We start from the raw sequence: 23938 nt of genomic DNA, 5'->3' as shown, positions 1-23938 counted from the left end.
ACCCTTCCGTAATACACCTTTAATAAAAAATATAAGCTGGCCTGATTAAAGTGATTTTTGAGGCAAATTACGACTTTGTGGTGAGCCGATAAATAAAAATAAGCCGCGTGGGTGAGATATTTAAAATGTTTCAGCGGACATACTCTTCACCGTAACGACGCGTTAACACAATACGAGTCGTTTTAACAAGTAACATTGTTAAAGGGTTATGGCACGATTAAATAGCCAGGTCCAGGGTGACAACATGAAAAACGCATCGTTAATTATGATGTTTACATTACTGGGTGCGCCTGGATTTGTAACCGCAGCGAATTCAGATTTGGCAAATTCTGAATATAACTTTGCGGTTAACGAATTAAGTCTTTCATCACTAAATCAGGCAGCCATTATTGGTCAACGGGGCGTTTTCAATAACGCTGAGGTTAGCCAGGAAGGTTCAAGACTCTTATCCATTGTATCCCAGGATGGGGTAGGTAACAGAGCGAGAGTTGATCAATCAGGGGGTTACAATATTGCCTGGATCGATCAGAGCGGTAACGCGAATGATGCAGGTATTACGCAAGATGGATACGGTAATAGCGCGAAAATTATCCAGAAAGGGTCGGGTAATAGAGCAAATATTACGCAGTACGGTACGCAGAAAACCGCAGTTGTAGTGCAGAAACAGTCGCAAATGGCGATTAACGTTATTCAACATTAGCGCGTTGGCGACGACTTTAATCAATCCGATGGGGGTTTACCATGAAATTTCTCAAAGTGGCAGCGCTTGCAGCAATCGTAGTTTCTGGTAGTGCTATGGCGGGTTCTATTAATCAGGGCGGCTGGGGTCATGGACATGGTCATGGCGGATACAGTGGCCCAAATTCCACCCTGAATATTTATCAGGACGGTGGCGGTAACTCAGCGGTAGCTCTGCAGACAGACGCCAGAAATTCTGTCCTGAATATTAGCCAGAAAGGTGGCGGTAACGGCGCTGACGTTGGTCAGGGTTCTGATGATAGTAAAATCAACCTGTCCCAGAAAGGTTTTGGCAACAGTGCGACACTTGATCAGTGGAACAGTAAAAAATCCGTTATGAACGTTAGCCAGTCCGGCGGCTTTAACGGTGCACTCGTAGACCAGACTGCTTCCAACTCGACTGTCAACGTGACCCAGATCGGTTTTGGTAACCACGCGACAGCTCATCAGTACTGATATTGAAATCTGTGCTACAAAAAAACAGGGCTGATGCCCTGTTTTTTTTCGGGAGTTCATCATGAATACCTTAATTCTCCTTGCCGCGCTTTCCAGCCAGATCACCTTCAAAACGTCACAGCAGGAAAATATGACCACCATTATTCCTCAGGTCACTCTGGCGCAGTCGTGTGATTGTCAGGTTCAGATTGTTTCTTTACGAGAAGGGCAGGGGGGGAAAAGTTCTTCCCGGCAGCAAAACACACTTTTTATACCCGCTAATCAGACGATTGATTTAATGCGCCTGAGTTTAAATATTAGCGCGGGAGACACGGTGAAAATCGTTGTCACCGTTTCAGACGGTAAATCGCTATATTTATCACAACAGTGGTCGCCAACGGAACGCTCGCTCTAAACATTCATGAAATCAATATGTTGAGAATATGGCGGGTCCGTACCGTTGAGCTATGCTGATATCACGGACCTGGTCGTTATGTTCCGTAACGTGAAACTTCGTTTGCCCTAATAAATGAAGCGCGTTTACCCCTCATGGACGATTTTCTTTGAGGAGTACCTATAATGAACAACTATTTTGCTCGACTCGTGGCAGGTCTGGGTCTGGTCGTTTCTGCTTTGAGTATCCCGGCTTATTCGGCCACGGTTGTTGACGGTGGCGTCATTCATTTCCGCGGTGCTATTGTTGCAGACCCCTGTGAAGTCGCCCCCCAGAAGCAACAGATTGCAATGTCATGTCCAAATAATAACCGTATGCAAACGCGTATGGTCAGCTATACAGAGGCGCTTAACGGGAAAGTGAGCGACTCAAACCTGGCAACGCTCAATATGAAATACCTTAATCCTGAAAAAACGCTCGCGGTTGTCGAAATCCAGTATCGCTAGTGCGCGTTCTCGCGCCCTGCGGTGAAAGAGGATTTTTTCTGATAGTTTTTTCTCCCGGTCTCCTCTGCGATACACTTAAGAAAATGGCGGGTTGCAGAGGGGCTTTATGAAACCGCAAATTGAAATTATTCATGGCGATATTACGACAGTGCACGTCGACGTCATCGTCAATGCGGCCAATCCATCCCTGATGGGAGGGGGCGGCGTGGACGGGGCTATCCACAGGGCTGCCGGACCGCAGCTGCTGGAAGCCTGTAAAACCGTGCGCCAACAGCAGGGCGAATGTCCTCCCGGTCACGCGGTGATTACGCTGGCGGGCAATCTGCCTGCGAGAGCGGTAATTCACGCCGTAGGGCCTGTCTGGCATGGCGGGGATCAGCACGAAGCGAGTATTCTGGAAGAGGCTTACCGGAACTGTCTGCGACTGGCTGCCGACAACGGTTATAAAACGATGGCGTTTCCGGCCATCAGCACCGGCGTGTATGGTTACCCTAAGGCTGCTGCCGCAACGATTGCCGTAGAAACGGTTTACCGCTATTTGTCGTTAAAACCGCTGCCAGAGAAGGTGATTTTTGTCTGTTTCGACGACGACACCACGCATCTTTATCAGAGGCTTCTGACTCAGCGCAGACAAGAACTGGAGAGCTGATTCAAACGCGGCGCATCGGATGCGCCGCGTGATTTATGAGGCTTTTGCCTGTGGTTTTCCTGAAAAGAGGAAGCGCAGGAGCGGGATCCGCAGATGGATTTCGTAGAGTACGATTGCTACCCCTACAACAAACACCAGCCCGGTAAAGAACCCCAGCGTGTTGGAAGCGATGTGCGGTGTGATGTAAGCCCCGAAGAAAAGCGTCAACGGATGATGCACCAGATAGATAAACAGTGACGCATTAACGAAGTAGGTCACGCGACTGGACTTAAAGTTCAGCAAGCGGTGGCCCAGCGCGAATACCACGTTCACCATCCACAGCCCAAGCAGCATAGTGATCACGCTTTCCGTTTCATACATCCAGGCATCGCCGCTGCCGTAGCGCTGATTCAGCAGATAGGCCGCGAACGCGAGGCTTGCCCCCAGCGCGCACCACGGTGACGGGGTGACAAACAGCGATTTAAGCTTCGGATGAATAAAGGCCAGCGCGCCGATTAAAAAGAACGGAATGTAGAACAGGGACTGCATCACCACAAAATTAAATAACCCGTCGCTCAAAATCGGCGGGTAGACGATAAGCAGCGTTCGGCGCACGGCCGCATAGGCAATCCCCAACAGCAAGAAGAGCACTGACAATTTGCCCATCGTAACGTTGGCGAAGAAGGTGTCGGCTTTTGTACTCAGACGGTGGCGCAGGCGGCTGAAAATCAACAGGCTCACCGTTGTGAGCACCACCAGGACCAGCAGGAACCACAGGTGAGACACCAGCTCCCAGACCAGCGTATTGTACTTTTCATACAGCGACAGATTTGGCCAGTTCTCCGCTTTGCCTTTGACGTATTGCAACATAATGAACTGAGGCAGCGTCAGCAGTGGAATTGCGGTCAGCATGGGGATCCCCACGCGCTCTACGCGCACTTTCCACCAGCGCTTGAGCGGGTATCGCAGAAACAGCATGTAAGAAAAATAGCCGGATATGACGAAGAACACCTGCATACGGAAGGCGTGAATAAAGTCATTAAACAGCGTCAGCCACCAGGAGGGCATCTGGCTATTCACATGCCAGGTGTGGCTGGAGTAAATCAGTGAAATGTGAAAGGGGATCCCCAATAGCATCAGCCAGGCCCTGATCGAGTCGAGGAAATATTCACGTTCTGTTGGTGTTGTGCTCATATAACGTTGTGCATTCTCAGACTTTTCGTCTTATCCCTAAGACTCATAATGGTTACATTCGAAGCCAACCCTACACCAAGACCGACACCCTGTCTCCAGGATAAGCACGCAAAGTGAATAGCGGGTTCTTTCATTTGCTTAATCCATGAGCCAGCAGCTGAACAAAGCAGTGATAATGTTGTCGGATTGCCTGAGTTTCCATTAAAATGGATCGGATCGATATAAGCACACAAAGGGGGAAGTGCTTACTTATTATGAAACATAAACCACAGATGAAGAAAATGCGTTGGTTGGGTGCTGCAGTGGTGTTATCACTGTATACCTCATCGGCACTGGCCTTTAACATCGACGATGTCGCAAAACAGGCAAAATCGATGGCAGGCAAGAGCTACGAAGCGCCGAAAAGTAACTTGCCCTCCGTTTTCCGCGACATGAAGTATGCGGACTATCAGCAGATCCAGTTCAATCACGACAAAGCGTACTGGAGCAATATTAAAACCCCGTTCAAGCTTGAATTTTATCATCAGGGTATGTACTTCGACACGCCTGTTGCCATCAATGAAGTGACGGCAACCGCGGTACGTAAGATCAAGTACAGCCCGGATTACTTCAATTTTGGCAATGTGCAACACGACAAAGATACGGTGAAAGACCTGGGCTTCGCAGGCTTTAAGGTGCTTTACCCAATCAACAGCAAAGATAAAAACGACGAAATCGTCAGCATGCTTGGAGCCAGCTATTTCCGCGTCATTGGCGCGGGGCAGGTGTACGGGCTTTCTGCGCGCGGTCTGGCTATTGATACCGCGCTGCCATCAGGTGAAGAGTTCCCACGTTTCCGTGAGTTCTGGATTGAACGTCCAAAACCAACGGATAAGCGTCTGACCATTTATGCACTCCTGGATTCCCCGCGTGCAACCGGTGCCTATCGCTTTGTGATTATGCCGGGTCGTGACACGGTAGTTGACGTGCAGTCCAAGGTTTACCTGCGTGATAAAGTGGGCAAGCTGGGCGTTGCGCCGTTGACCAGTATGTTCCTGTTCGGGCCGAACCAGCCGTCACCGGCAACCAACTTCCGCCCGGAACTGCATGACTCCAACGGTCTGTCTATTCATGCCGGTAACGGTGAGTGGATCTGGCGTCCGCTGAATAACCCGAAACATCTGGCGGTTAGCAGCTTCGCAATGGAAAACCCGCAAGGTTTTGGCCTGCTGCAGCGTGGTCGTCAGTTCTCCCGCTTTGAAGATTTGGACGATCGCTATGACCAGCGTCCAAGCGCCTGGGTCACGCCAAACGGTGACTGGGGTAAAGGTAAGGTCGAGCTGGTAGAAATTCCAACCAACGACGAAACCAACGATAACATCGTCGCTTACTGGACGCCGGATCAGCTGCCGGAAGCCGGTAAAGAGATGAACTTCAAGTACACCATTACCTTCAGCCGCGACGAAGATAAGCTGCATGCGCCGGATAACGCGTATGTAATGCAGACTCGCCGCTCAACGGGTGATGTGAAGCAGTCTAATCTTATCCGTCAGCCTGACGGTACCGTGGCGTTTGTCGTGGACTTCACAGGCCAGGATATGAAGAAACTGTCACCGGACACCGCCGTTGCCGCTCAGGCCAGCATCGGTGATAACGGTGAAATCGTTGAGAATACCGTGCGTTACAACCCGGTAACCAAAGGCTGGCGTCTGACCCTGCGCGTGAAAGTGAAAGATCCGAAACAGACCACAGAAATGCGTGCTGCGCTGGTCAGTAACGATCAGCCGCTGAGTGAAACCTGGAGCTATCAGCTACCTGCCAATGAATAATACATCTGAATATATTGATGCCATGCCGCTGACGGATATCGAAAAAGCGGCACTGCCAAAGAGCGACATCCGCGCGGTTCACACCGCGCTGGATGGTGAACATCATACGTTTTCCCGTGATGATGATACGCCGCTCGGGTCAGTCAAGGCGCGTCTGGAGCAGGCCTGGCCGGACTCGCTGGCGGAAGGGCAGTTGATTAAAGACGATGAAGGACGCGATCAGCTTCAGGCGATGCCGAAGGCTACGCGTTCCTCTATGTTCCCCGATCCATGGCGCACCAACCCGGTGGGTCGCTTCTGGGATCGCCTGCGCGGGCGTGATGTGACGCCGCGCTATCTGTCGCGCCTGACGAAAGAAGAGCAGGCGTCCGAACAGAAATGGCGTACCGTCGGGACAATCCGTCGCTATATCCTGCTGCTTCTGACGCTTGCGCAGACGGTCGTCGCAACCTGGTACATGAAAACTATCCTGCCTTACCAGGGCTGGGCGTTTATCAATCCGACGGACATGATGGGCCAGGATCTCTGGGTCTCCTTCATGCAGCTGCTGCCGTATATCCTACAGAGCGGCATTCTCCTGCTGTTCGCGGTCCTCTTCTGCTGGGTCTCGGCCGGTTTCTGGACCGCGCTGATGGGCTTCCTGCAGCTGCTCATGGGGCGTGACAAATACAGCATTTCAGCGTCAACGGTCGGGGATGAACCCCTCAATCCCGAGCACCGTACCGCGCTGATTATGCCTATCTGTAACGAAGACGTTGACCGCGTATTTGCGGGCCTGCGTGCGACCTGGGAGTCCGTGAAGGCGACCGGCAACGCGGAGCATTTCGACGTTTACATCCTGAGCGACAGCTACAACCCGGATATCTGCGTTGCGGAACAAAAAGCGTGGATGGAGCTGATTGCAGAAGTGCAGGGCGAAGGCCAGATCTTCTACCGCCGCCGTCGTCGTCGCGTGAAGCGTAAAAGCGGTAACATCGATGACTTCTGCCGTCGCTGGGGTAACCAGTACAGCTACATGGTGGTGCTGGATGCTGACTCCGTCATGAGCGGAGACTGCCTGAGCGGTCTGGTGCGCCTGATGGAAGCCAACCCTAACGCGGGTATCATTCAGTCTTCGCCAAAAGCGTCCGGTATGGACACGCTGTATGCGCGCTGCCAGCAGTTCGCCACCCGTGTTTACGGGCCGCTGTTTACGGCGGGTCTGCACTTCTGGCAGCTGGGTGAATCGCACTACTGGGGCCACAACGCCATTATCCGCGTGAAACCGTTCATTGAGCACTGTGCGCTGGCGCCGCTGCCGGGTGAGGGTTCGTTTGCCGGTTCTATTCTGTCGCACGACTTCGTAGAAGCGGCGCTGATGCGTCGTGCTGGCTGGGGCGTCTGGATTGCCTACGACCTGCCGGGATCGTACGAAGAGCTGCCGCCGAACCTTCTGGACGAGCTCAAGCGTGACCGCCGCTGGTGTCATGGTAACCTGATGAACTTCCGTCTGTTCCTGGTAAAAGGGATGCACCCGGTTCACCGAGCGGTATTCCTGACCGGCGTGATGTCCTATCTCTCTGCACCGCTGTGGTTTATGTTCCTGGCGCTGTCGACTGCCTTACAGGTGGTTCATGCCCTGACGGAGCCGCAATACTTCCTGCAACCGCGGCAGCTGTTCCCGGTGTGGCCGCAGTGGCGTCCGGAGCTGGCGATTGCGCTGTTTGCCTCCACCATGGTGCTGCTGTTCCTGCCTAAGCTGCTCAGTATCATTCTGATCTGGTGCAAAGGCTCGAAAGAGTACGGCGGTTTCTTCCGCGTGACCCTTTCTCTGCTGCTGGAAGTGCTGTTCTCCGTCCTGCTGGCGCCGGTACGTATGCTGTTCCACACCGTGTTTGTGGTCAGTGCGTTCCTGGGCTGGGAAGTGGTCTGGAACTCACCGCAGCGTGATGATGACTCCACGCCGTGGGGTGAAGCCTTTATGCGCCACGGTTCTCAGCTGCTGCTGGGTCTGGTGTGGGCGGCCGGGATGGCCTGGCTGGATCTGCGCTTCCTGTTCTGGCTGGCGCCGATTGTCTTCTCGCTGATCCTGTCGCCGTTTGTGTCCGTGATTTCCAGCCGTTCAACGGTGGGGCTGCGAACCAAACGCTGGAAACTCTTCCTGATCCCGGAAGAATATTCCCCGCCGCAGGTGCTGGTGGATACCGATCGTTACCTGGAACAGAACCGCAGTCGCTCGCTGGATGACGGCTTCATGCACGCCGTGTTTAACCCGTCATTCAACGCCCTGGCAACGGCAATGGCGACAGCGCGTCACCGCGCCAGCCAGGTGCTTGAGATTGCCCGCGATCGTCACGTTGAGCAGGCGCTTAACGAGACCCCGGAAAAACTCAACCGCGACCGTCGTCTGGTGCTGTTGAGCGACCCGGTGACAATGGCGCGTCTTCACTACCGCGTGTGGTCCGCTCCGGAGAAATACTCTTCGTGGGTGAACTACTATAAGGACGTGAAGCTGAACCCGCTCGCGCTGAAGGCGAAGTAAGTTGTTAAGAAGGGACGGGTAAGCGAATCGCCACCCGCCAGATAAAATACCGGCTTAATCGCCGGTATTTTTTTAGAGGTTAAAGATGAGAATAATCATCGTCGTTATGGTGGCATGCCTGCTCAGCGGCTGCGGCAGTATCATCAGTCGCACCATTCCAGGGCAAGGCCACGGAAATCAGTATTACCCGGGCGTGAAATGGGGTCTTCGTGATTCCGCATGGCGCTACCTGACCGTGCTCGATCTGCCGTTCTCGCTGATTTTCGACACGCTGTTGCTGCCGATCGACGCCAGCCACGGCCCTTACGAATAGCGTAAATTAACGCTCGTCCCACTCATCGGCTGCGGTTTGACCTTCTTCCGTATCCAGCGGCGGCTCGAGCTGAAACTCACCCTCATCCCACTCGTGCAGGGTGTTCTCTTCCAGCCATTCCTGCCGAAGTTCGATTTCGTCATAGTCGCCATCAAAGACGGCCTGCGCACCTTCACCACTTAATATCGGCAAACATTCCCCTTCTTCACCTTCATCGGCAAAGAATTCGGCCTGCCACATAATATCTCCATCCTGCAGAACGTATTTTTGGATATTAAGCTGTTGCACGTCAGCATCTTCTTCTTCAACGCCGGGGTTGTCGGCGAGGAACTCTTCACGAGCGGCATCAATAGCTTCTTCCAGCGTGGCGTACATGGTCATTGGTGTCTCCCTGTTTTCCAGAAGGTTTCAGGGAAAGAATAGCTGAATATAAGATTCTGCAAGTATGAATGCGAAAATAAGCTGTCAGGCGTTCGTCTTATTCCGTTACGGGCCGCAGCGCGCGGGATAAACTGAACCATGAATAAATGGCATTGAACAACACGACGCCCGCCGTCACGATAAAGACGGCGCGAAAACCGAAGCTGGCGGAGATCCCGGCTCCGAGCAGCGGTCCGGTGACGTTACCGATATCGCGGAATGACTGGTTATAGCTGAAAATACGCCCGGCAATCTGGTTCGTGGAGTTGTAAACCAGCAGGGTCTGTACGGCGGGAAGCAACGCGCCGTCGGCGGCTCCCAGCAAAAAGCGAAGTAAGCCCAGCTGCCACGGAGCCTGCACCATCGACATCGGGATAAGCAGCAGGACGGAGATCACCAGCGCGGAGATCAGGATTTTCTCCGGACCCACCCGGTCCCCCAGTTTTCCGAGCCTCGGGGCGCTCAGCAGCGCCGCCACGCCGGGTACGGAGGCAATCAGTCCGCTGATGAACGCAATATTGCTGACGTTACCCGCCAGGTCGCGAACGTACAGCGTCAGAATAGGGGCAATCGACCCGGTAGCCACCTGGATAATCATTGTCGTCACGAACAGGCTCAGCACCAGTCTGGGATTTTTGAGCGAGGTCAGCACCTCTCTGGCGTGGAGAATCTCTTTTTTGGCGACAGGCGTGAAGTTTTCCCGGATACAGAGCAGGGTGACGATAAAGCACAGGAACAACACGCTGGCGGTGATAAAGAAGACCGGGCGCAGGCCGTAGTTATCCGCCAGTAATCCCCCGGCCAGCGGTCCAAGCAGAGCACCGCTCACGCCACCGGTTGAGAGCGTGCCCAGCGCCCAGCCGCTTTTATGGCGGGGAATTTGCGTGGCAATCAGGGCATTCGCGTTGGGAATAAATCCACCCAACAGGCCCAGCAGCGCGCGCAGGATCAGAAACTGCCAGACGTTCTGCGCCACGCCCATCAGCGCCATGATAATGGCCATCCCCAGCGCCGAACGCAGCAGCATAATTTTACGCCCCTTGCGATCGGCAAGGCCGCCCCAGAAGGGCGAGGCCATCGCGGAAAAGAGAAACGTGATGCTGAATACCAGACCGGACCACATATTGAGCGCGCTGTGGCCCGTCACGCCTAGCTGTTCGACGTAGAGCGGCAGGAAGGGCATAACCAGGCTAAAGGCCGCGCCGGTAAGAAAACAGCCAAGCCACGCAACCGCGAGGTTACGCTTCCAGTTTATGGGGGCATCTGAGGGTGACATAACTATCCGCATAATGAGGTGCAGAGCACCTGAAGCATAAAGTAATAAGCCTGCTAATTATGCGCCGGGGTTATGATTGCCGCAATGACGAGGAGCTTTTAAAGCTAAAACGGCATGCGGCCCTGAGGACCGCATGAGGATTAATAGCGGGACGGCGTGCCTTGTGGCCGCGTTTTAAAGCGGCGGTGCAGCCACATGTACTGCTCGGGCGCCAGCATGATGCACTTCTCCACAACGCTGTTCATCCAGCGTGCGGTGGTTTCCGCATCGTCGAGCGGCGGCGCAAGCTCCGGCTCCAGCATCATCAGCTCGTAGCCTGAACCATCCGGCTTACGGCGAGGGACGAAAGGCACGATGGCAGCTTTAGACATCCGCGCCAGCATCCAGGTACCGGTCGTTGTGGCGGCCTCTTCAACGGCGAAGAAGGGAACAAATACGCTGGCCTGTGGGCCATAGTCGTGGTCGGGGGCATACCAGACCACTTCGCCGGATTTCAGCGCGCGGATCATCCCCTTCAGATCCTTACGGTCGATCATGCTTTTGTTGGAGCGCATGCGGCCGTTGGTCTGGATTAAATCGATGACCGGGTTATCGTTAGGACGATAAACGCCAATGCCCGGCGCCTGCATGCCGAACATGCGCGCCCCGATTTCCAGCGTCAGGAAATGGACGCCGATCAGCAAAACGCCCGTCTGGTTGGCCTGCAGCGTATGCACAGGCTCCATGCCGGTTCCCGTCACCTCGCTCCAGCGGGCCATGCGTTTGTCCGGCCAGAACCACGCCATGCCGGTCTCCATAAGCCCCATCCCGACGGATTCGAAATTCTTCGCGACCATATCGTGACGCTCTGGCTCGCTCATCTGCGGAAAACAGAGCTCAAGATTGCGGTACGCAATTCTGGCGCGACGCTTCATAAACAGCTGTGCGAAACGGCCCAGAAATTTACCCAACCGAAAAATAACAGGGTAGGGAAGCTGTACCAGAAGCCATAAAAAGCCGATGCCAAGCCAGGTCAACCAATAGCGGGGATGCAAAAGGGCGGCAGTAAATTTTGGTAACTGGGTCATGTCTTTCCTGTGTTCAAACGTCCTGTTTTGCTAGTGTCTCATTTTTTGAGACATAGCCAAAATATCTGCTTTCGAAGCGTGCACGAATACAGCAATTGTTAAGCCTGATTAATCAGGGTGTGTGAAATGTAGCGTAAATTGTGTGGATGTAAATTGGTTTTGTTTGCTATATGATGCCGACCGATTTTTAATTCTCTCTAACGATTCCAGGACTGTACACCATGCCAGTGTTACACAACCGCGTGTCGAATGAGATGTTGAAAGCGCGTATGTTGGCTGAAACCGAACCGCGCACAACCATCTCTTTCTATAAATACTTCACGATCGACGATCCGCAGGCGACCCGCGATGCGCTTTATCAGGCGTTCACGGCCCTGAATGTCTTCGGCCGCGTCTACCTTGCCCGTGAAGGCATTAACGCGCAAATTAGCGTACCGGAAAGCAAAGTCAGCGCCTTCCGCGACGTGCTTTATCAGTTCGATCCGGCCCTCGACGGCTTGCGCCTGAACATTGCTCTGGACGATGACGGGAAATCCTTCTGGGTGCTGCGCATGAAGGTGCGTGAGCGCATCGTGGCGGACGGTATCGACGATCCCGAGTTTAACCCGGCGGATGTCGGTGAATATCTGAAGGCCGCGGAAGTGAATGCGATGCTGGACGATCCGGATGCCGTGTTCATTGATATGCGTAACCACTATGAGTACGAAGTGGGGCATTTCGAGAACGCGATGGAAATCCCGGCCGACACCTTCCGCGAGCAGCTGCCCAAAGCGGTTGAGATGATGCAGGAACATAAAGATAAAAAGATCGTTATGTACTGCACCGGCGGTATCCGCTGTGAGAAAGCCAGCGCGTGGATGAAGCACAACGGCTTTAATAAGGTCTGGCATATTGAAGGCGGCATTATCGAGTACGCCCGCCGCGCCCGCGAGCAGGGTTTACCGGTGCGCTTTATCGGGAAAAACTTTGTCTTTGACGAGCGTATGGGTGAGCGTATCTCGGAAGACGTTATTGCTCAGTGCCACCAGTGCGGCGCACCGTGCGATACCCACACCAACTGCAAAAACGACGGGTGTCATCTGCTGTTCATTCAGTGCCCGGCCTGTGCCGAGAAGTTTAACGGCTGCTGTAGCGAACTGTGCAGCGAAGAGAGCATCCTGCCGGAAGAAGAGCAGCGTCGCCGTCGCGCAGGACGTGAAAACGGCAACAAGATTTTCAATAAATCACGCGGCCGTCTGAATACCAAACTGGGTATCCCTGACCCGGAATGATAATAACGCCCGGCACGGCGAAAGCCTGCCGGGCGAATCTATTATGATTTCTGCTGTACACCTTCAACGGAAATAATCAGCTCAACGTCCTGAGACGCCGGGCCTAAATCCGTTGTGATATTAAAATCTTTCAGGTGAATTTTACCCGCCGCTTCAAAACCTGCGCGTTTACCGCCCCACGGATCGTCACCCTGACCCAGTAATTTAGCATCAAGCGTGACCGGTTTGGTTACGCCATTAAGCGTCAGGTTGCCGGTAATATTTAGCTTATCACCCTCTTTTTTCACTTCCGTAGAGGTGAAGGTCGCCTGCGGGAATTTCGCGACGTTGAGGAACTCCCCACTGCGCAGGTGTTTATCGCGCTCTGCGTGGTTCGTGTCGACGCTGTTCGTATTAATCGTCACATTGACTTTATCGGCCACGGGATTTTTCTCGTCAAAAGTGAACGTGCCGTCAAAATCCTTAAAGGTGCCGTACAGCCAGCTGTAGCCCAGGTGCTGAATACGGAAATTGACGAAAGCGTGCTGGCCCTCTTTATCAATTTTATAATCCGCCGCCACGGCATTACCGGCGGTGAATAACAGAGAACCCAGGGCGATACCCAGCAGGTGTTTTTTCATTTTATGCTCCAGAGTCAACTGACGAGCGGCCAAGCATGCGCTTTAGCGTATCGTCTTTATCAATAAAATGGTGTTTGAGGGCGGCAAGCCCGTGCAGCACGGAGAGGATCACCACGCTCCAGGCAAGCCAGAGGTGAACAACCCCCGCCGTGTCGGCCTGCGTCCCAGCATCGCTAAGCGTTGCCGGAACCTCGAACAGGCCAAAAACGCTAATCGGCTTACCGTCCGCCGTCGAGATAAGGTAGCCGCTAATCAGAATGGCGAAGAGTAGCGCATAGAGCGCGATATGCGCGGCAACGGCACTGACGCGGGTAAATTTGCTGTGAGTTTTTGGCGCGGCGGGCGGCGGGGAAATATGTCGCCAGATTACGCGAAAAACCAGCCCCATCATCAGGAGAACGCCAATGCTTTTATGTAACTCCGGTGCCTGGTGATACCAGCCGTCATAATAGCTGAGCGTGACCATCCAGAGTCCAAGTCCAAACATACCGTAGACGCCAAGAGCAAATATCCAGTGCAAACCTATGGATATTATTCCGTAGCGCCGGGAGGAGTTACGCAATTGCATCAGAATGTCCATTTTCAAATTAACCGGAAAGTAAAAATGAACGGGAAGGCGGGATATTGCAACTGAAATAATTGTCTATTAATTTTTATTTTATTTATTTCAGCAATTTTGAAAAGGATCGCTAAAGCTAATTCAATCTCTTCGTGCAAGCGAAATAGTGAGCTTCAATAAAGATAAATTAACGTCAATTATTGTCAGTAAGGCTTTTCAGTAAAATACAATGTAAACAAAGTCAATAATGGCCAGCAGCGCCCACAATAAGATGTAGAGCATGAAATGCTCGCGAATATTATTCATCAGAAAGTTAACGATCCTGCGCATAACGCCCCGTAATGCAGTGTTAATGAAACGGGCTCCGGTACGTCCGGAGCCCGTGGCGGATTATCCGTTAAAACGCGAGAGGGAGAAGGGCGTCAGATCAAACTGCGGTGCAATACCCTGGGCGAACTGCGCGGCGATCTCGCCCAGCACGGAAGCAAACTTAAAGCCGTGGCCGCTCAGCCCGGTAATCAGCAGGACGTTGTCATGCCCGGGCAGCGTATCAATGATAAAGTCTTCATCCGGGGTGTTGTCGTAGGTACAGGCCGCGCCATACAGCAAGCCGCCGACGCCCGGAAGAATAGTGCGCAGGAACGTGAAGGCTTCTGAACCATCCTGCGGAAAGGCGCCGAAAGGCTTACGCTCTTCTGGGGTGGAGATAGCCTGGCCACCGTTGTGTTTACCGATTTTCAGCGCGTCTTTCTCGGAAGGGAAACCGTAGAACTGATCGCCATTCGGTAATTCGCCGGTAAAGGCCGGGAATTTATTCTGCGCGCTGTAGCGGCCATCCGACTGGAACCAGGAGAAGACCTTGCGCACCGGCTGGATCGGCAGTTCCGGCAGCAGGCGCGTGACCCAGGTTCCTGCGCTGACGAGCAGGCGGGACGCTGAATAGTCGCCGTCAATAGTCGTTACCGTGACGCCATCAGCGTCATGCGTGATGGCCTCCACCGGACAGTTAAACAGCTGCGCACAGCCGGCCTTCGCGGCAAGATCGATCCAGGTTTTGATCGCCGTTTCACAATGCAGCACGCCGGAGTGGGCTTCAAAGAGGCCGATGTAATCGTCCGGGACGGTAATTTCAGGCCAGCGTGCGGTAATGCCCGTCGCGTCCAGCTTCTCAACGTCCAGATTAAAGGCTTTCGCGCTGCGCTCGACGCCTGCGAGAAATTCAGACTGGGCCGGGCCCAGGTTGATAACGCCGGTACGTTCGAAAATGCGATCTTCGGTCTGTTTCGCCAGTTCATCCCACAGCGTCTGGGCGCGAAGCACCAGCGGGACATAGCGCTCGCCTTCGCCATACGCATGGCGGATGAGGCGGGTATCGCCATGATGGCTGCCCTCCGAATGAGGAGGGAGGTGGGCATCGATCATCAGGACCTTCAGACCTGCCTGTGTTGCGTAATAACCGGCAGCGGAACCCACGGAGCCGCTACCAATAATGATTAAGTCGTATCTCATATGCATCTCGTAACCTGATGTTTTGTTAGCAGAGTAATTAACAACGCGGGGTTAGACAAGGGAGAAATAAATAAGGCACCGCGAGGGTGCCTGTAGAGAGAAAAGTGGGCATAAGCTTAGTGCCGTTTATACTCATTTTCCTGATAGTCGCCAGATTCTATTTTTGCAATACCTGCCTCTAAAATAGAAATAAACTGACGGGCGACGTCTGTTGTTAGCCACAGCGTCTGTCCAACTTCCGCTTCTTCACGGTTGAGTTGATTCGGGGTCTGGTAGTGCAAACGCAGCATCAGCGCATCGTAGCTATCTACGGTACTGATATCCCAGCCAACCAGTGGATGGGTCTGGATCACTTCACTATTCTTTTCCATTATAACCCCCTTAATGCGTGTTAGAAGACAACGGCTTTGAGGTTCAATGCATGTTTTTCTGAAAGCATCTTCAGTATACCAAGTAATAAGGGTTCCAACGGGAAAAATAAACAGGTGGCAACACATTTTTCTGCTTTTTAGGATTGTTCGAACAATAAAACACCATCTCGTTCACGATTTTTAAAGAAGATGCCGAATTAATTTGAACTTGCAGGATTTTTAGACAAAAAAAAAGCCGGGGCGACCCGGCAAAAAAACACAATGAGGGAGCAGTGTTAATCTGTGATAAACCAGTCGTCTGCGCTTTCCCACGTTTCCTGCAGGATTTCGCTGATGCGATCTTTATCTTCTTTCGCAGCACCAATGACGGAGAGGTTGTTCGCCGCGGCGTAACGCACCGTTACGGCACCCGCGTTGTCGGGAAAGGTGTTGTTAATACGGCGGGATAATTCGCCTGCCAGTGCATCAAGCGCGCCGGCAGGTAGAACAGTTGTTTTGGCTATGGTGACTTCAATACGCATAAATGCCCCCTGTGTAATATACTGTTTATTTATACAGGTATATTGTCGGTTTGACAACAAGGGGCATTGATTTTTTAACGTTTTACCGTCCAGTTAACGGTTTCGCCCGCCAGGAATGGGATCAGCGTGTCATCCGTCAGCACAATGGACTCCTCAACGTGGCTCGCTTTACGCTCCAGTTCGATGAAGGTGTCGTTGACCGGCAGGCCGTAGAAGCGCGGGCCGTTAAGGGAGCAGAACGCTTCAAAATGTTCGAGCGCGTTCATCTCTTCAAAGACGGTCGCGTAGCTGGCCAGTGCCGTTGGGGCGTTGAAGCAGCCTGCACAGCCGCAGCTCGCCTCTTTGCGGTGGCGGGCGTGAGGTGCGGAATCGGTGCCGAGGAACGCGCGGGAGAACCCGCTGGCAACCAGCTCGCGCAGCGCCTGCTGGTGGATGTTGCGCTTGAGAATAGGCAGACAGTACAGGTGAGGACGTACCCCGCCCACCAGCATGTGGTTACGGTTAAACATCAGGTGCTGTGGCGTAATGGTGGCGGCGATAAGATCGTTGCCGTCGCGCACATACTCTGCCGCGTCTTTGGTGGTGATATGCTCAAAGACCACTTTAAGCGCGGGCAGGCGCTGGCGCAGAGGCTCCATCACGGTCTCGATAAAGCGGGCTTCACGGTCGAAGATGTCAATCTCGGCATGCGTGACTTCACCATGGACCAGCAGCGGCATGCCCAGTTTCTGCATACGTTCCAGAACCGGCATGATGGCATCAATGCTGGTGACGCCGTGGCTGGAGTTGGTGGTGGCATTTGCCGGGTAGAGTTTCGCCGCCGTAAATACGCCTTCGTTAAACCCGCGCTCCACTTCGTTCGGATCCAGCGAGTCGGTAAGATAGCAGGTCATCAGCGGGGTAAAATCGTGTCCCGCAGGAACGGCATCCAGGATGCGCTGGCGATAGGCAATCGCGGCATCGACGGTGGTGACTGGTGGAACCAGGTTAGGCATGACAATCGCGCGGCCATAAATTTCGCTGGTATAAGGCACGACGGTTTTCAGCATATCGCCATCACGCAGATGGATATGCCAGTCGTCAGGGCGGCGGATTTTAAGAACCTGGGGTTGTGCAGTCATGGAAGCTCCGGCTTGTCAGGAATCAGTCATAAGGATGGCTGTTTTTGCCGGACACAAATCATAAGCGGAAACGTTTTCGTTTGCACACTTTTCCGTAAAAAAAAGGGCGCCGCAGCGCCCTTCAGGTTAATCGGTGAAAGGAATGATAATTTCTCCCGGTTTCACCTCTATACCTTTTGCATATTTTTTCGCCAGAGCTTCACCCTTGCTTTTGTCTTCGCTTAAGACGTACGCGGGCTGCTGGTTAAAGTAATTTCGCAGCGACTGGTTCAGATAGGGCATCAGGGTTTGCAGAACCGGTGCCATCTTGTCCGGCGACACCTGCGCATCGACGACTTCCATCTCCTGCAGGAAAATTGCCCCTTTCTCTTTATTGAAAACAGGGAGTGCCTTCAGCTTGAGCTTGATGTTGGCTTTCTGATTGCCAAAGAGGGATGACATATCGAGATCCGCATCACCGGCCAGGGTGACTTTGTTTGGCTCTTCACGACCGATCTGGCTGGTCAGGTTCGTAAGGACGATATGCGCGTCCGCCAGCCCCGGCACGCCAATATCTTTAGAGAAATTGTTATGTTTTTCCAGCGCCTGATTAATTTCCTGTTCACTGACGGTATATTGCGTGAGCTGGTTACAGCCAACCAGCAGGCCGCTGACAACTAATGCCGCGGCAAAGACAATTTTCTTCATAGTGTTCCTCAACGAAAAATCGGCGCTTCTGTCCTGTTACGCCAGTATGTCAGTGTGAATTGGCAGAAACCAGCAGAAAAAACTGAGAAGTGGGGCGGGAGGGGGCCCGTTGGAGCGGATGAATCCCACTCGATTTGTTACCAGAAGCATTAACACAGCCTTCAGATTAGTATAAAGATTACAGCGATGCCCTGGTTCGGCTGTAAATCGCCGAGGCGTTTCCGAAAGGCCGGGTCGAGGCGCAGGGATGCGCCGAGAGGGCGTGGCCTGCAGGGATGCAGGCTCATGCCCGACCCGATAGCCTGAAGGAATAAGCTGAGGACAAAATTGCCGGGAGCAATTTTGGACAGCGCCTGCGCTGGCCCTGAAAGGGTGAGCCCCAGGGATGGGGCGAGCAATCCGCGAAGCGGCGATTTACCGCCGGGAGCCCGGGTCGCCAGGGCGGTGGCGATTGAGCCGCCCTGGCACGTTCACAGGCCACTTCGTTAAAGAGTAGCAAGGAGCATAACGTGAACGGAATGACCACCAGAGCCATATATTTCCCCTCACCCCAGCCCTCTCCCTCAAGGGAGAGGGTGTCATCAGTGCAGGCATTATTTTATGGGGATCTCTCAACCCCAATGGGGCGAGGAGATGGTTCAATGCTCGCCTCCCTCATCCCGCCCGAGGGAAAGGCTACGCGCCAGGCTCGAGCATCCCGCTCGCGCTGCGTTTCTGGCTGAACTGCCACCACAGGGCAAGGAGCGTCATAAAGCCCACCGCGCCGAGCATCATCCACGGGAGTTCGGGCTGGCTTAACGCTTTTCCGGCATCAAACAACCAGCCGCCACCGGCGTAACCTAATGCGCCGCCAAGCGCCAGCCCCAGCCGGCTGAAACCCATATAGCTGCCGCGCGCACGCGCATCCGCAAGCGAGGCGCTCAGCGTTTCACGGGCAGGCTCGGCGATGATTGAGCCAATATAGAACGTGCAAATCAGCGTAAACAGCTGCTGGAGAGAGTTCACCAGACCGATCGGCATCATGCTCAGCGTCATCAGGAGCAGCCCGGCCATCAGGCGATGCTCCAGACGAAAATGCCGTTCGCTCCAGCGGGCAATCGGATAAAGCAGCGTTAACGACAGGCAGGCTTCGATGGCGTACATCCATTTAACGGCTGCAGGCGTGCCCGCAATGTCGTTAACCATGATCGGCAGCATCAGCATGACCTGCACAGCCAGCATGTAATAGCCCGTCAGGGTCAACACATAGGTGACAAAACGCCTGTCGCGCAGGACGCGGCCAAGCCCTTCCCGGACCGGCGCTTTGACCGTCGACAGTTTCCAGGCGGGCAGGAACAGGCCATTGAACAGCGCGCACAGAATAAAGAGCACCGCCCCAGCCGCGCAGACCAGTCGGAAATCATACTGCAGCAGCCAGCTTCCCAGCAGGGCGCCGATAACTGCCCCGGCACTGTCCTGCATCATCAGAATCGAGAAGAAACGGCCGCGGTGCTGGGGGCGAATAAGCTTCACCACCAGGGCGGTGCGCGGCGGATCGAACAGCGTGCCGCCGATACCGGAGAGGAAACAGGAGAACCAGAGCAGCCAGGGCTCCTGGGCGACCGCCATCGTGGCAAAACCTGCCGCGCGCAGCAGCATACCGGTAACGATCATCGGTTTAGCGCCAAAGCGGTCGGCAATGGCCCCGCCAAAGACGCCCAGGCCCTGCTGGACAAACTGGCGTAACCCCAGAGCAATGCCAACCATTAATGCCGCCCAGCCCATTTGGTCGACAAAGCGGATCGATATCAGCGGAAAAACGACAAAAAAGCCAAGCACGACCAGCATGTTATCGACGAGCAGGAAATATTTACCCAGGCTCCTGGCCTGCGATACGCGGGACATTTTCCCTCCAGGGAAAATAAGAAGGTGAGCACGCTAACATTCTGCGGTGTCGCCGCGTTTTTTCCCACCCCTGGGAGTGACAATATTTTTTTATCAAAAGGGTGCTTTGATAGAGAGTTCTCATCGAAAATAATGAAAAGAGGGCAAAATGGTATGTCACTGTTTTCACAGACGGCGCAGGCGCAGGTATAGTAAAGCTAATGGGTCAGCAGAAGTGACGGGAAGGAGTGGTATCGATGTTTGGCTATCGCAGTAATGTGCCAAAAGTGCGTCTGACAACGGACAGGCTGGTCGTTCGTCTGGTGCATGAGCGTGATGCCTGGCGTCTGGCGGATTATTACGCCGAGAATCGCCAGTTTTTAAAACCCTGGGAACCCATTCGGGATGAGAGCCATTGTTACCCTTCCGGCTGGCAGGCGCGCCTCAGCATGATTACGGAATTTCACAAGCAGGGCAGCGCGTTCTATTTCGCGCTGCTGGATCCTGAAGAGAAAGAGATTATCGGGATCGCCAATTTTTCAAACGTGGTGCGCGGGTCGTTTCACGCCTGCTACCTTGGCTACTCGATCGGCCAGAAATGGCAGGGGCAGGGGCTGATGTACGAGGCGTTAACGGTGGCGATCCGCTATATGCAACGCACGCAGCATATCCATCGCATCATGGCGAACTATATGCCGCATAATCAGCGCAGCGGCAATTTGCTGGCGCGCTTAGGGTTCGAGAAAGAGGGTTACGCCAAAGACTATCTGCTGATAGACGGAGAGTGGCGCGACCACGTTCTGACGGCGTTAACCACCCGGGACTGGACCGCAGGTCGTTAAGGAGAAAAGATGAAGTATCAGCTAAACGGTACAGAAGCGCGCGTGATTGGGTGCTTACTCGAAAAACAGGTCACCACGCCGGAGCAGTATCCGCTCTCCGTCAACGCCGTGACCATGGCCTGCAACCAGAAGACCAACCGCGAGCCGGTGATGAACCTCAGCGAGCATGAGGTTCAGGACGTGCTGGATGCGTTGGTTAAACGCCACTATCTGCGCACCGTCAGCGGCTTCGGCAACCGCGTGACTAAATACGAACAGCGCTTCTGTAACTCCGAATTCGGTAACCTGAAGCTGAGCAGTGCGGAAGTGGCGGTCATCACCACGCTGTTGCTGCGCGGAGCGCAGACGCCGGGGGAACTGCGCACGCGCGCTTCCCGCATGCATGAGTTCAGCGATATGCAGGAAGTTGAGCAGACCCTGGAAGGGCTGGCTTCTCGCGAAGACGGCCCATACGTGGTGCGTCTGGCGCGCGAGCCGGGTAAACGTGAAAGCCGCTATATGCACCTGTTCAGCGGCGACGTCGATGTCGCTACCGTTACCGCGGAGAGCGACGCGGGATCCTCAGCAAGCAATGACACTCTTGCCGCGCGCGTAGAGGCGCTGGAAGACGAGGTCGCCGGGCTGAAACAGCGCCTGGATGCATTGCTGGCACATCTGGGAGACTGACGGTGAAAAAATTACGCGTTGGCGTGGTGGGGCTCGGCGGCATCGCGCAAAAAGCCTGGCTGCCTGTATTAGGTGCGGCGACGGACTGGACTCTGCAAGGGGCATGGTCACCCACCCGAGAAAAGGCAGAACGTATCTGCGAAACCTGGCGCATTCCGTATGCCGCCTCCCTGCAGGATCTGGCCCGCGAGTGTGATGCGGTCTTTGTGCATACCTCAACGGCAACCCACTATCAGGTGGTGAGCGAGCTGCTCAATTTGGGGGTTCACGTCTGTGTGGATAAGCCGTTGGCGGAAAATGTTCAGAATGCCGAACGGCTGATTGAGCTGGCCGCGCGCAAAAAACTGACGCTGATGGTGGGCTTCAACCGCCGCTTCGCGCCGCTTTACCAGCAGCTGAAGGCGCAGTCGGACACGCTCGCCTCGCTGCGGATGGATAAACACCGCACCGACAGCATTGGGCCAAACGATCTGCGCTTCACCCTTCTGGATGATTATCTGCACGTTGTGGATACGGCGCTGTGGTTGAGCAACGGCGAAGCGCTGCTGAAAAGCGGCACCCTGGTGACAAACGATCAGGGGCAGATGGTCTATGCGGAGCACCACTTCGGCGTTGAGCATCTTCAGATTACCACCAGCATGCACCGTCGTGCGGGAAGCCAGCGTGAATCCGTGCAGGCGGTGACCGAGGGCGCGCTGTACGACATTACGGACATGCGCGAATGGCGGGAAGAGAAGGGCAATGGCGTGGTGACGCTCCCGGCGCCAGGCTGGCAGAGCACCCTCGAGCAGCGCGGTTTCGCAGGATGCGCCCGTCACTTTATCACCTGCGTGCAAAATCAGACGGTTCCTGAAACGTCCGGCGAGCAGGCCATTCTGGCGCAGCGCATTGTGGAAAGGCTCTGGCGCGATGCCATGAGCGAATAACTCGCTGTAACATCTGCGGATAGTAATTCGTTGAAATCCGGTTAGACTAAGCGCCGCTTGTTGGCTTTGCCGGGTGGCGCTTACGCTAATCCGGCCTACAAATCCGTATGGTTCTGGAAATTCACGTTAATGAACTTATTAAAATCGCTGGCGGCCGTCAGCTCGATGACCATGTTTTCCCGCGTGCTGGGTTTTGCGCGCGACGCCATTGTGGCAAGGGTATTTGGTGCAGGGATGGCCACGGACGCCTTTTTCGTCGCGTTCAAATTGCCAAACCTGCTGCGTCGTATTTTTGCTGAAGGGGCGTTTTCCCAGGCATTCGTGCCTATTCTGGCGGAATATAAAAGCAAGCAGGGCGAAGACGCGACGCGCGTCTTTGTCTCTTATGTCTCCGGGCTGCTGACGCTGGCTTTGGCGGTGGTGACCGTACTCGGGATGCTGGCCGCGCCGTGGGTGATTATGGTGACCGCGCCCGGTTTTGCCGATACGGCCGACAAATTTGCGCTGACCTCGCAGCTGCTGCGTATTACTTTCCCCTATATTCTGCTCATCTCGCTGGCCTCGCTGGTGGGGGCGATACTGAACACCTGGAACCGCTTCTCTGTCCCGGCGTTTGCGCCGACGTTTCTCAACGTCAGCATGATCGGTTTTGCCCTGTTCGCCGCGCCGCACTTCAACCCGCCGGTGTTGGCGCTGGCCTGGGCGGTTACCGTCGGCGGCGTGCTGCAGCTGGCGTACCAGCTGCCGCATCTGAAAAAAATCGGCATGCTGGTGCTGCCGCGTATCAATCTCAAAGATGCCGGGGCGATGCGCGTGATCAGGCAGATGGGGCCCGCCATTCTCGGCGTCTCCGTCAGCCAGATCTCGCTTATCATTAACACCATCTTTGCCTCTTTCCTCGTGTCCGGCTCGGTTTCCTGGATGTACTACGCCGACCGTCTGATGGAATTCCCGTCCGGGGTGCTGGGCGTGGCGCTGGGGACCATCCTGCTGCCGTCGCTGTCGAAAAGCTTTGCCAGCGGCAATCATGATGAATATTGCCGCCTGATGGACTGGGGTTTACGTCTCTGCTTTCTGCTGGCCCTGCCCAGCGCGGTGGCGCTGGGCATTCTGGCTAAACCGCTGACGGTGTCGCTCTTCCAGTACGGGAAATTCACCGCCTTTGATGCCGCCATGACCCAGCGCGCGCTGATTGCCTACTCGGTCGGCTTGATGGGGCTGATCGTCGTCAAGGTGCTGGCGCCCGGGTTCTACTCGCGTCAGGACATCAAAACGCCGGTGAAAATTGCCATCGTGACGCTGATTATGACCCAGCTGATGAACCTGGCGTTTATTGGTCCGCTGAAGCATGCTGGCCTGTCGCTGTCTATTGGTCTGGCGGCCTGTCTGAATGCCGGGCTGCTGTACTGGCAGCTGCGCAAGCAAGATATCTTTACGCCGCAGCCGGGGTGGGGAAGTTTCCTGGTACGTCTGATCGTTGCGGTACTGGTGATGTCGGCGGCGCTTCTCGGCATGATGTACGTGATGCCGGAGTGGTCCCTCGGCACTATGCCTTATCGTCTGATGCGGCTGATGGCCGTGGTAGGCGTCGGGGTCGTGGCTTACTTTGCCACGCTCGCGGTGCTGGGGTTCAAAGTGAAAGAGTTTGCCCGCCGTACGGCATAAACGCCAAAAGGGGAGTT

General features: G+C 54.5%; 26 protein-coding genes. 13 read left to right on the top strand and 13 right to left on the bottom strand.

What is annotated here, in order from left to right:
- Positions 1-244: 244 nt before the first annotated feature.
- From csgB to ymdB, 5 genes are all read left to right on the top strand, one after another.
- Complete coding sequence (csgB, locus tag AC1VYI_RS15955; protein WP_023311109.1) at positions 245-700, top strand: curli minor subunit CsgB; 456 nt, start codon at positions 245-247, stop codon at positions 698-700.
- A 41-nt stretch (positions 701-741) separates the two neighbouring features.
- A complete protein-coding gene (csgA, locus tag AC1VYI_RS15950; protein ID WP_023311110.1) occupies positions 742-1194 on the top strand; it encodes a curli major subunit CsgA in 453 nt (150 codons plus the stop codon).
- A 61-nt stretch (positions 1195-1255) separates the two neighbouring features.
- A complete protein-coding gene (csgC, locus tag AC1VYI_RS15945; RefSeq protein WP_226483702.1) occupies positions 1256-1588 on the top strand; it encodes a curli assembly chaperone CsgC in 333 nt (110 codons plus the stop codon).
- Positions 1589-1752: 164 nt separating this feature from the next.
- Complete coding sequence (locus AC1VYI_RS15940) at positions 1753-2073, top strand: fimbrial protein (RefSeq protein ID WP_023311112.1); 321 nt, start codon at positions 1753-1755, stop codon at positions 2071-2073.
- A gap of 106 nt (positions 2074-2179) precedes the next feature.
- Positions 2180-2722: an O-acetyl-ADP-ribose deacetylase gene (ymdB, locus tag AC1VYI_RS15935; protein WP_023311113.1), complete on the top strand. Its 543-nt coding sequence runs from the start codon at positions 2180-2182 to the stop codon at positions 2720-2722.
- A gap of 33 nt (positions 2723-2755) precedes the next feature.
- On the opposite strand, the gene mdoC is transcribed toward ymdB, so the two are convergent.
- Positions 2756-3895 (bottom strand): glucans biosynthesis protein MdoC, encoded by a 1140-nt coding sequence (gene mdoC / locus AC1VYI_RS15930; RefSeq protein ID WP_023311114.1) that lies wholly within the window; start codon positions 3893-3895, stop codon positions 2756-2758.
- Positions 3896-4149: 254 nt separating this feature from the next.
- On the opposite strand from mdoC, the gene mdoG reads away from it, so the two are divergent.
- The 3 genes from mdoG (at position 4150) to AC1VYI_RS15915 (ending at position 8537) form a co-directional block, all read left to right on the top strand.
- Positions 4150-5703 (top strand): glucans biosynthesis protein MdoG, encoded by a 1554-nt coding sequence (gene mdoG, locus AC1VYI_RS15925; protein WP_045357108.1) that lies wholly within the window; start codon positions 4150-4152, stop codon positions 5701-5703.
- Entirely contained in the window at positions 5696-8224 is a 2529-nt protein-coding gene (gene mdoH, locus AC1VYI_RS15920; protein WP_023311116.1) for a glucans biosynthesis glucosyltransferase MdoH, read from the top strand. The genes mdoG and mdoH overlap by 8 nt, the downstream gene beginning before the upstream one ends.
- Before the next feature lie 85 nt (positions 8225-8309).
- Positions 8310-8537 (top strand): YceK/YidQ family lipoprotein, encoded by a 228-nt coding sequence (locus AC1VYI_RS15915; protein ID WP_134866544.1) that lies wholly within the window; start codon positions 8310-8312, stop codon positions 8535-8537.
- 6 nt (positions 8538-8543) lie between these two features.
- Here AC1VYI_RS15915 and AC1VYI_RS15910 read toward each other — a convergent pair whose 3' ends face one another.
- The 3 genes from AC1VYI_RS15910 to AC1VYI_RS15900 form a co-directional block, all read right to left on the bottom strand.
- Positions 8544-8918, bottom strand: a complete 375-nt coding sequence (locus tag AC1VYI_RS15910; protein WP_023311118.1) for a MysB family protein — start codon at positions 8916-8918, stop codon at positions 8544-8546.
- 97 nt (positions 8919-9015) lie between these two features.
- Entirely contained in the window at positions 9016-10233 is a 1218-nt protein-coding gene (gene mdtG, locus AC1VYI_RS15905; protein WP_134866543.1) for a multidrug efflux MFS transporter MdtG, read from the bottom strand.
- A 140-nt stretch (positions 10234-10373) separates the two neighbouring features.
- Positions 10374-11300, bottom strand: coding sequence for a Kdo(2)-lipid IV(A) acyltransferase (locus AC1VYI_RS15900; RefSeq protein WP_023311120.1), 927 nt, complete (start codon positions 11298-11300; stop codon positions 10374-10376).
- Between the two features lie 221 nt (positions 11301-11521).
- On the opposite strand from AC1VYI_RS15900, the gene trhO reads away from it, so the two are divergent.
- On the top strand, positions 11522-12571 hold the full coding sequence (trhO, locus tag AC1VYI_RS15895; protein ID WP_039261862.1) for an oxygen-dependent tRNA uridine(34) hydroxylase TrhO: 1050 nt from the start codon (positions 11522-11524) through the stop codon (positions 12569-12571).
- 41 nt (positions 12572-12612) lie between these two features.
- Here trhO and AC1VYI_RS15890 read toward each other — a convergent pair whose 3' ends face one another.
- The 9 genes from AC1VYI_RS15890 to mdtH all read right to left on the bottom strand — a co-directional run bounded on the left by AC1VYI_RS15890 (position 12613) and on the right by mdtH (position 19843).
- Positions 12613-13191 carry a YceI family protein gene (locus tag AC1VYI_RS15890; protein ID WP_134866542.1) on the bottom strand — a complete coding sequence of 193 codons (579 nt, stop codon included), beginning with the start codon at positions 13189-13191 and terminating at the stop codon, positions 12613-12615.
- Between the two features lies 1 nt (position 13192).
- Positions 13193-13759 carry a cytochrome b gene (locus tag AC1VYI_RS15885; RefSeq protein WP_134866541.1) on the bottom strand — a complete coding sequence of 189 codons (567 nt, stop codon included), beginning with the start codon at positions 13757-13759 and terminating at the stop codon, positions 13193-13195.
- A gap of 207 nt (positions 13760-13966) precedes the next feature.
- The gene (locus AC1VYI_RS15880) at positions 13967-14080 is read right to left on the bottom strand and encodes a YceO family protein (RefSeq protein ID WP_032639612.1); all 114 of its coding nucleotides are present in this window, start codon (positions 14078-14080) and stop codon (positions 13967-13969) included.
- 60 nt (positions 14081-14140) lie between these two features.
- Positions 14141-15259, bottom strand: coding sequence for an N-methyl-L-tryptophan oxidase (gene solA / locus AC1VYI_RS15875; protein ID WP_047742220.1), 1119 nt, complete (start codon positions 15257-15259; stop codon positions 14141-14143).
- Positions 15260-15375: 116 nt separating this feature from the next.
- Positions 15376-15630, bottom strand: coding sequence for a biofilm formation regulator BssS (gene bssS, locus AC1VYI_RS15870; protein WP_008500827.1), 255 nt, complete (start codon positions 15628-15630; stop codon positions 15376-15378).
- Positions 15631-15905: 275 nt separating this feature from the next.
- Positions 15906-16151, bottom strand: coding sequence for a DNA damage-inducible protein I (gene dinI / locus AC1VYI_RS15865; RefSeq protein ID WP_008500826.1), 246 nt, complete (start codon positions 16149-16151; stop codon positions 15906-15908).
- Positions 16152-16225: 74 nt separating this feature from the next.
- Entirely contained in the window at positions 16226-17272 is a 1047-nt protein-coding gene (gene pyrC / locus AC1VYI_RS15860) for a dihydroorotase (protein WP_134866540.1), read from the bottom strand.
- 126 nt (positions 17273-17398) lie between these two features.
- Entirely contained in the window at positions 17399-17959 is a 561-nt protein-coding gene (locus tag AC1VYI_RS15855) for a lipoprotein (RefSeq protein ID WP_023311126.1), read from the bottom strand.
- A gap of 675 nt (positions 17960-18634) precedes the next feature.
- Positions 18635-19843, bottom strand: coding sequence for a multidrug efflux MFS transporter MdtH (gene mdtH, locus AC1VYI_RS15850; RefSeq protein ID WP_045401856.1), 1209 nt, complete (start codon positions 19841-19843; stop codon positions 18635-18637).
- 236 nt (positions 19844-20079) lie between these two features.
- On the opposite strand from mdtH, the gene rimJ reads away from it, so the two are divergent.
- The 4 genes from rimJ (at position 20080) to murJ (ending at position 23921) form a co-directional block, all read left to right on the top strand.
- Complete coding sequence (gene rimJ / locus AC1VYI_RS15845; protein WP_134866539.1) at positions 20080-20664, top strand: ribosomal protein S5-alanine N-acetyltransferase; 585 nt, start codon at positions 20080-20082, stop codon at positions 20662-20664.
- 9 nt (positions 20665-20673) lie between these two features.
- Positions 20674-21330, top strand: coding sequence for a YceH family protein (locus AC1VYI_RS15840; RefSeq protein ID WP_134866538.1), 657 nt, complete (start codon positions 20674-20676; stop codon positions 21328-21330).
- Between the two features lie 2 nt (positions 21331-21332).
- A complete protein-coding gene (locus AC1VYI_RS15835) occupies positions 21333-22256 on the top strand; it encodes a Gfo/Idh/MocA family protein (protein WP_134866537.1) in 924 nt (307 codons plus the stop codon).
- Between the two features lie 129 nt (positions 22257-22385).
- Entirely contained in the window at positions 22386-23921 is a 1536-nt protein-coding gene (gene murJ, locus AC1VYI_RS15830; RefSeq protein WP_045357088.1) for a murein biosynthesis integral membrane protein MurJ, read from the top strand.
- Positions 23922-23938: the final 17 nt, after the last annotated feature.

The organism is Enterobacter sp. QK-SA4, from assembly GCF_056856775.1.
This window is presented reverse-complemented; position numbering and strand designations above follow the sequence as displayed.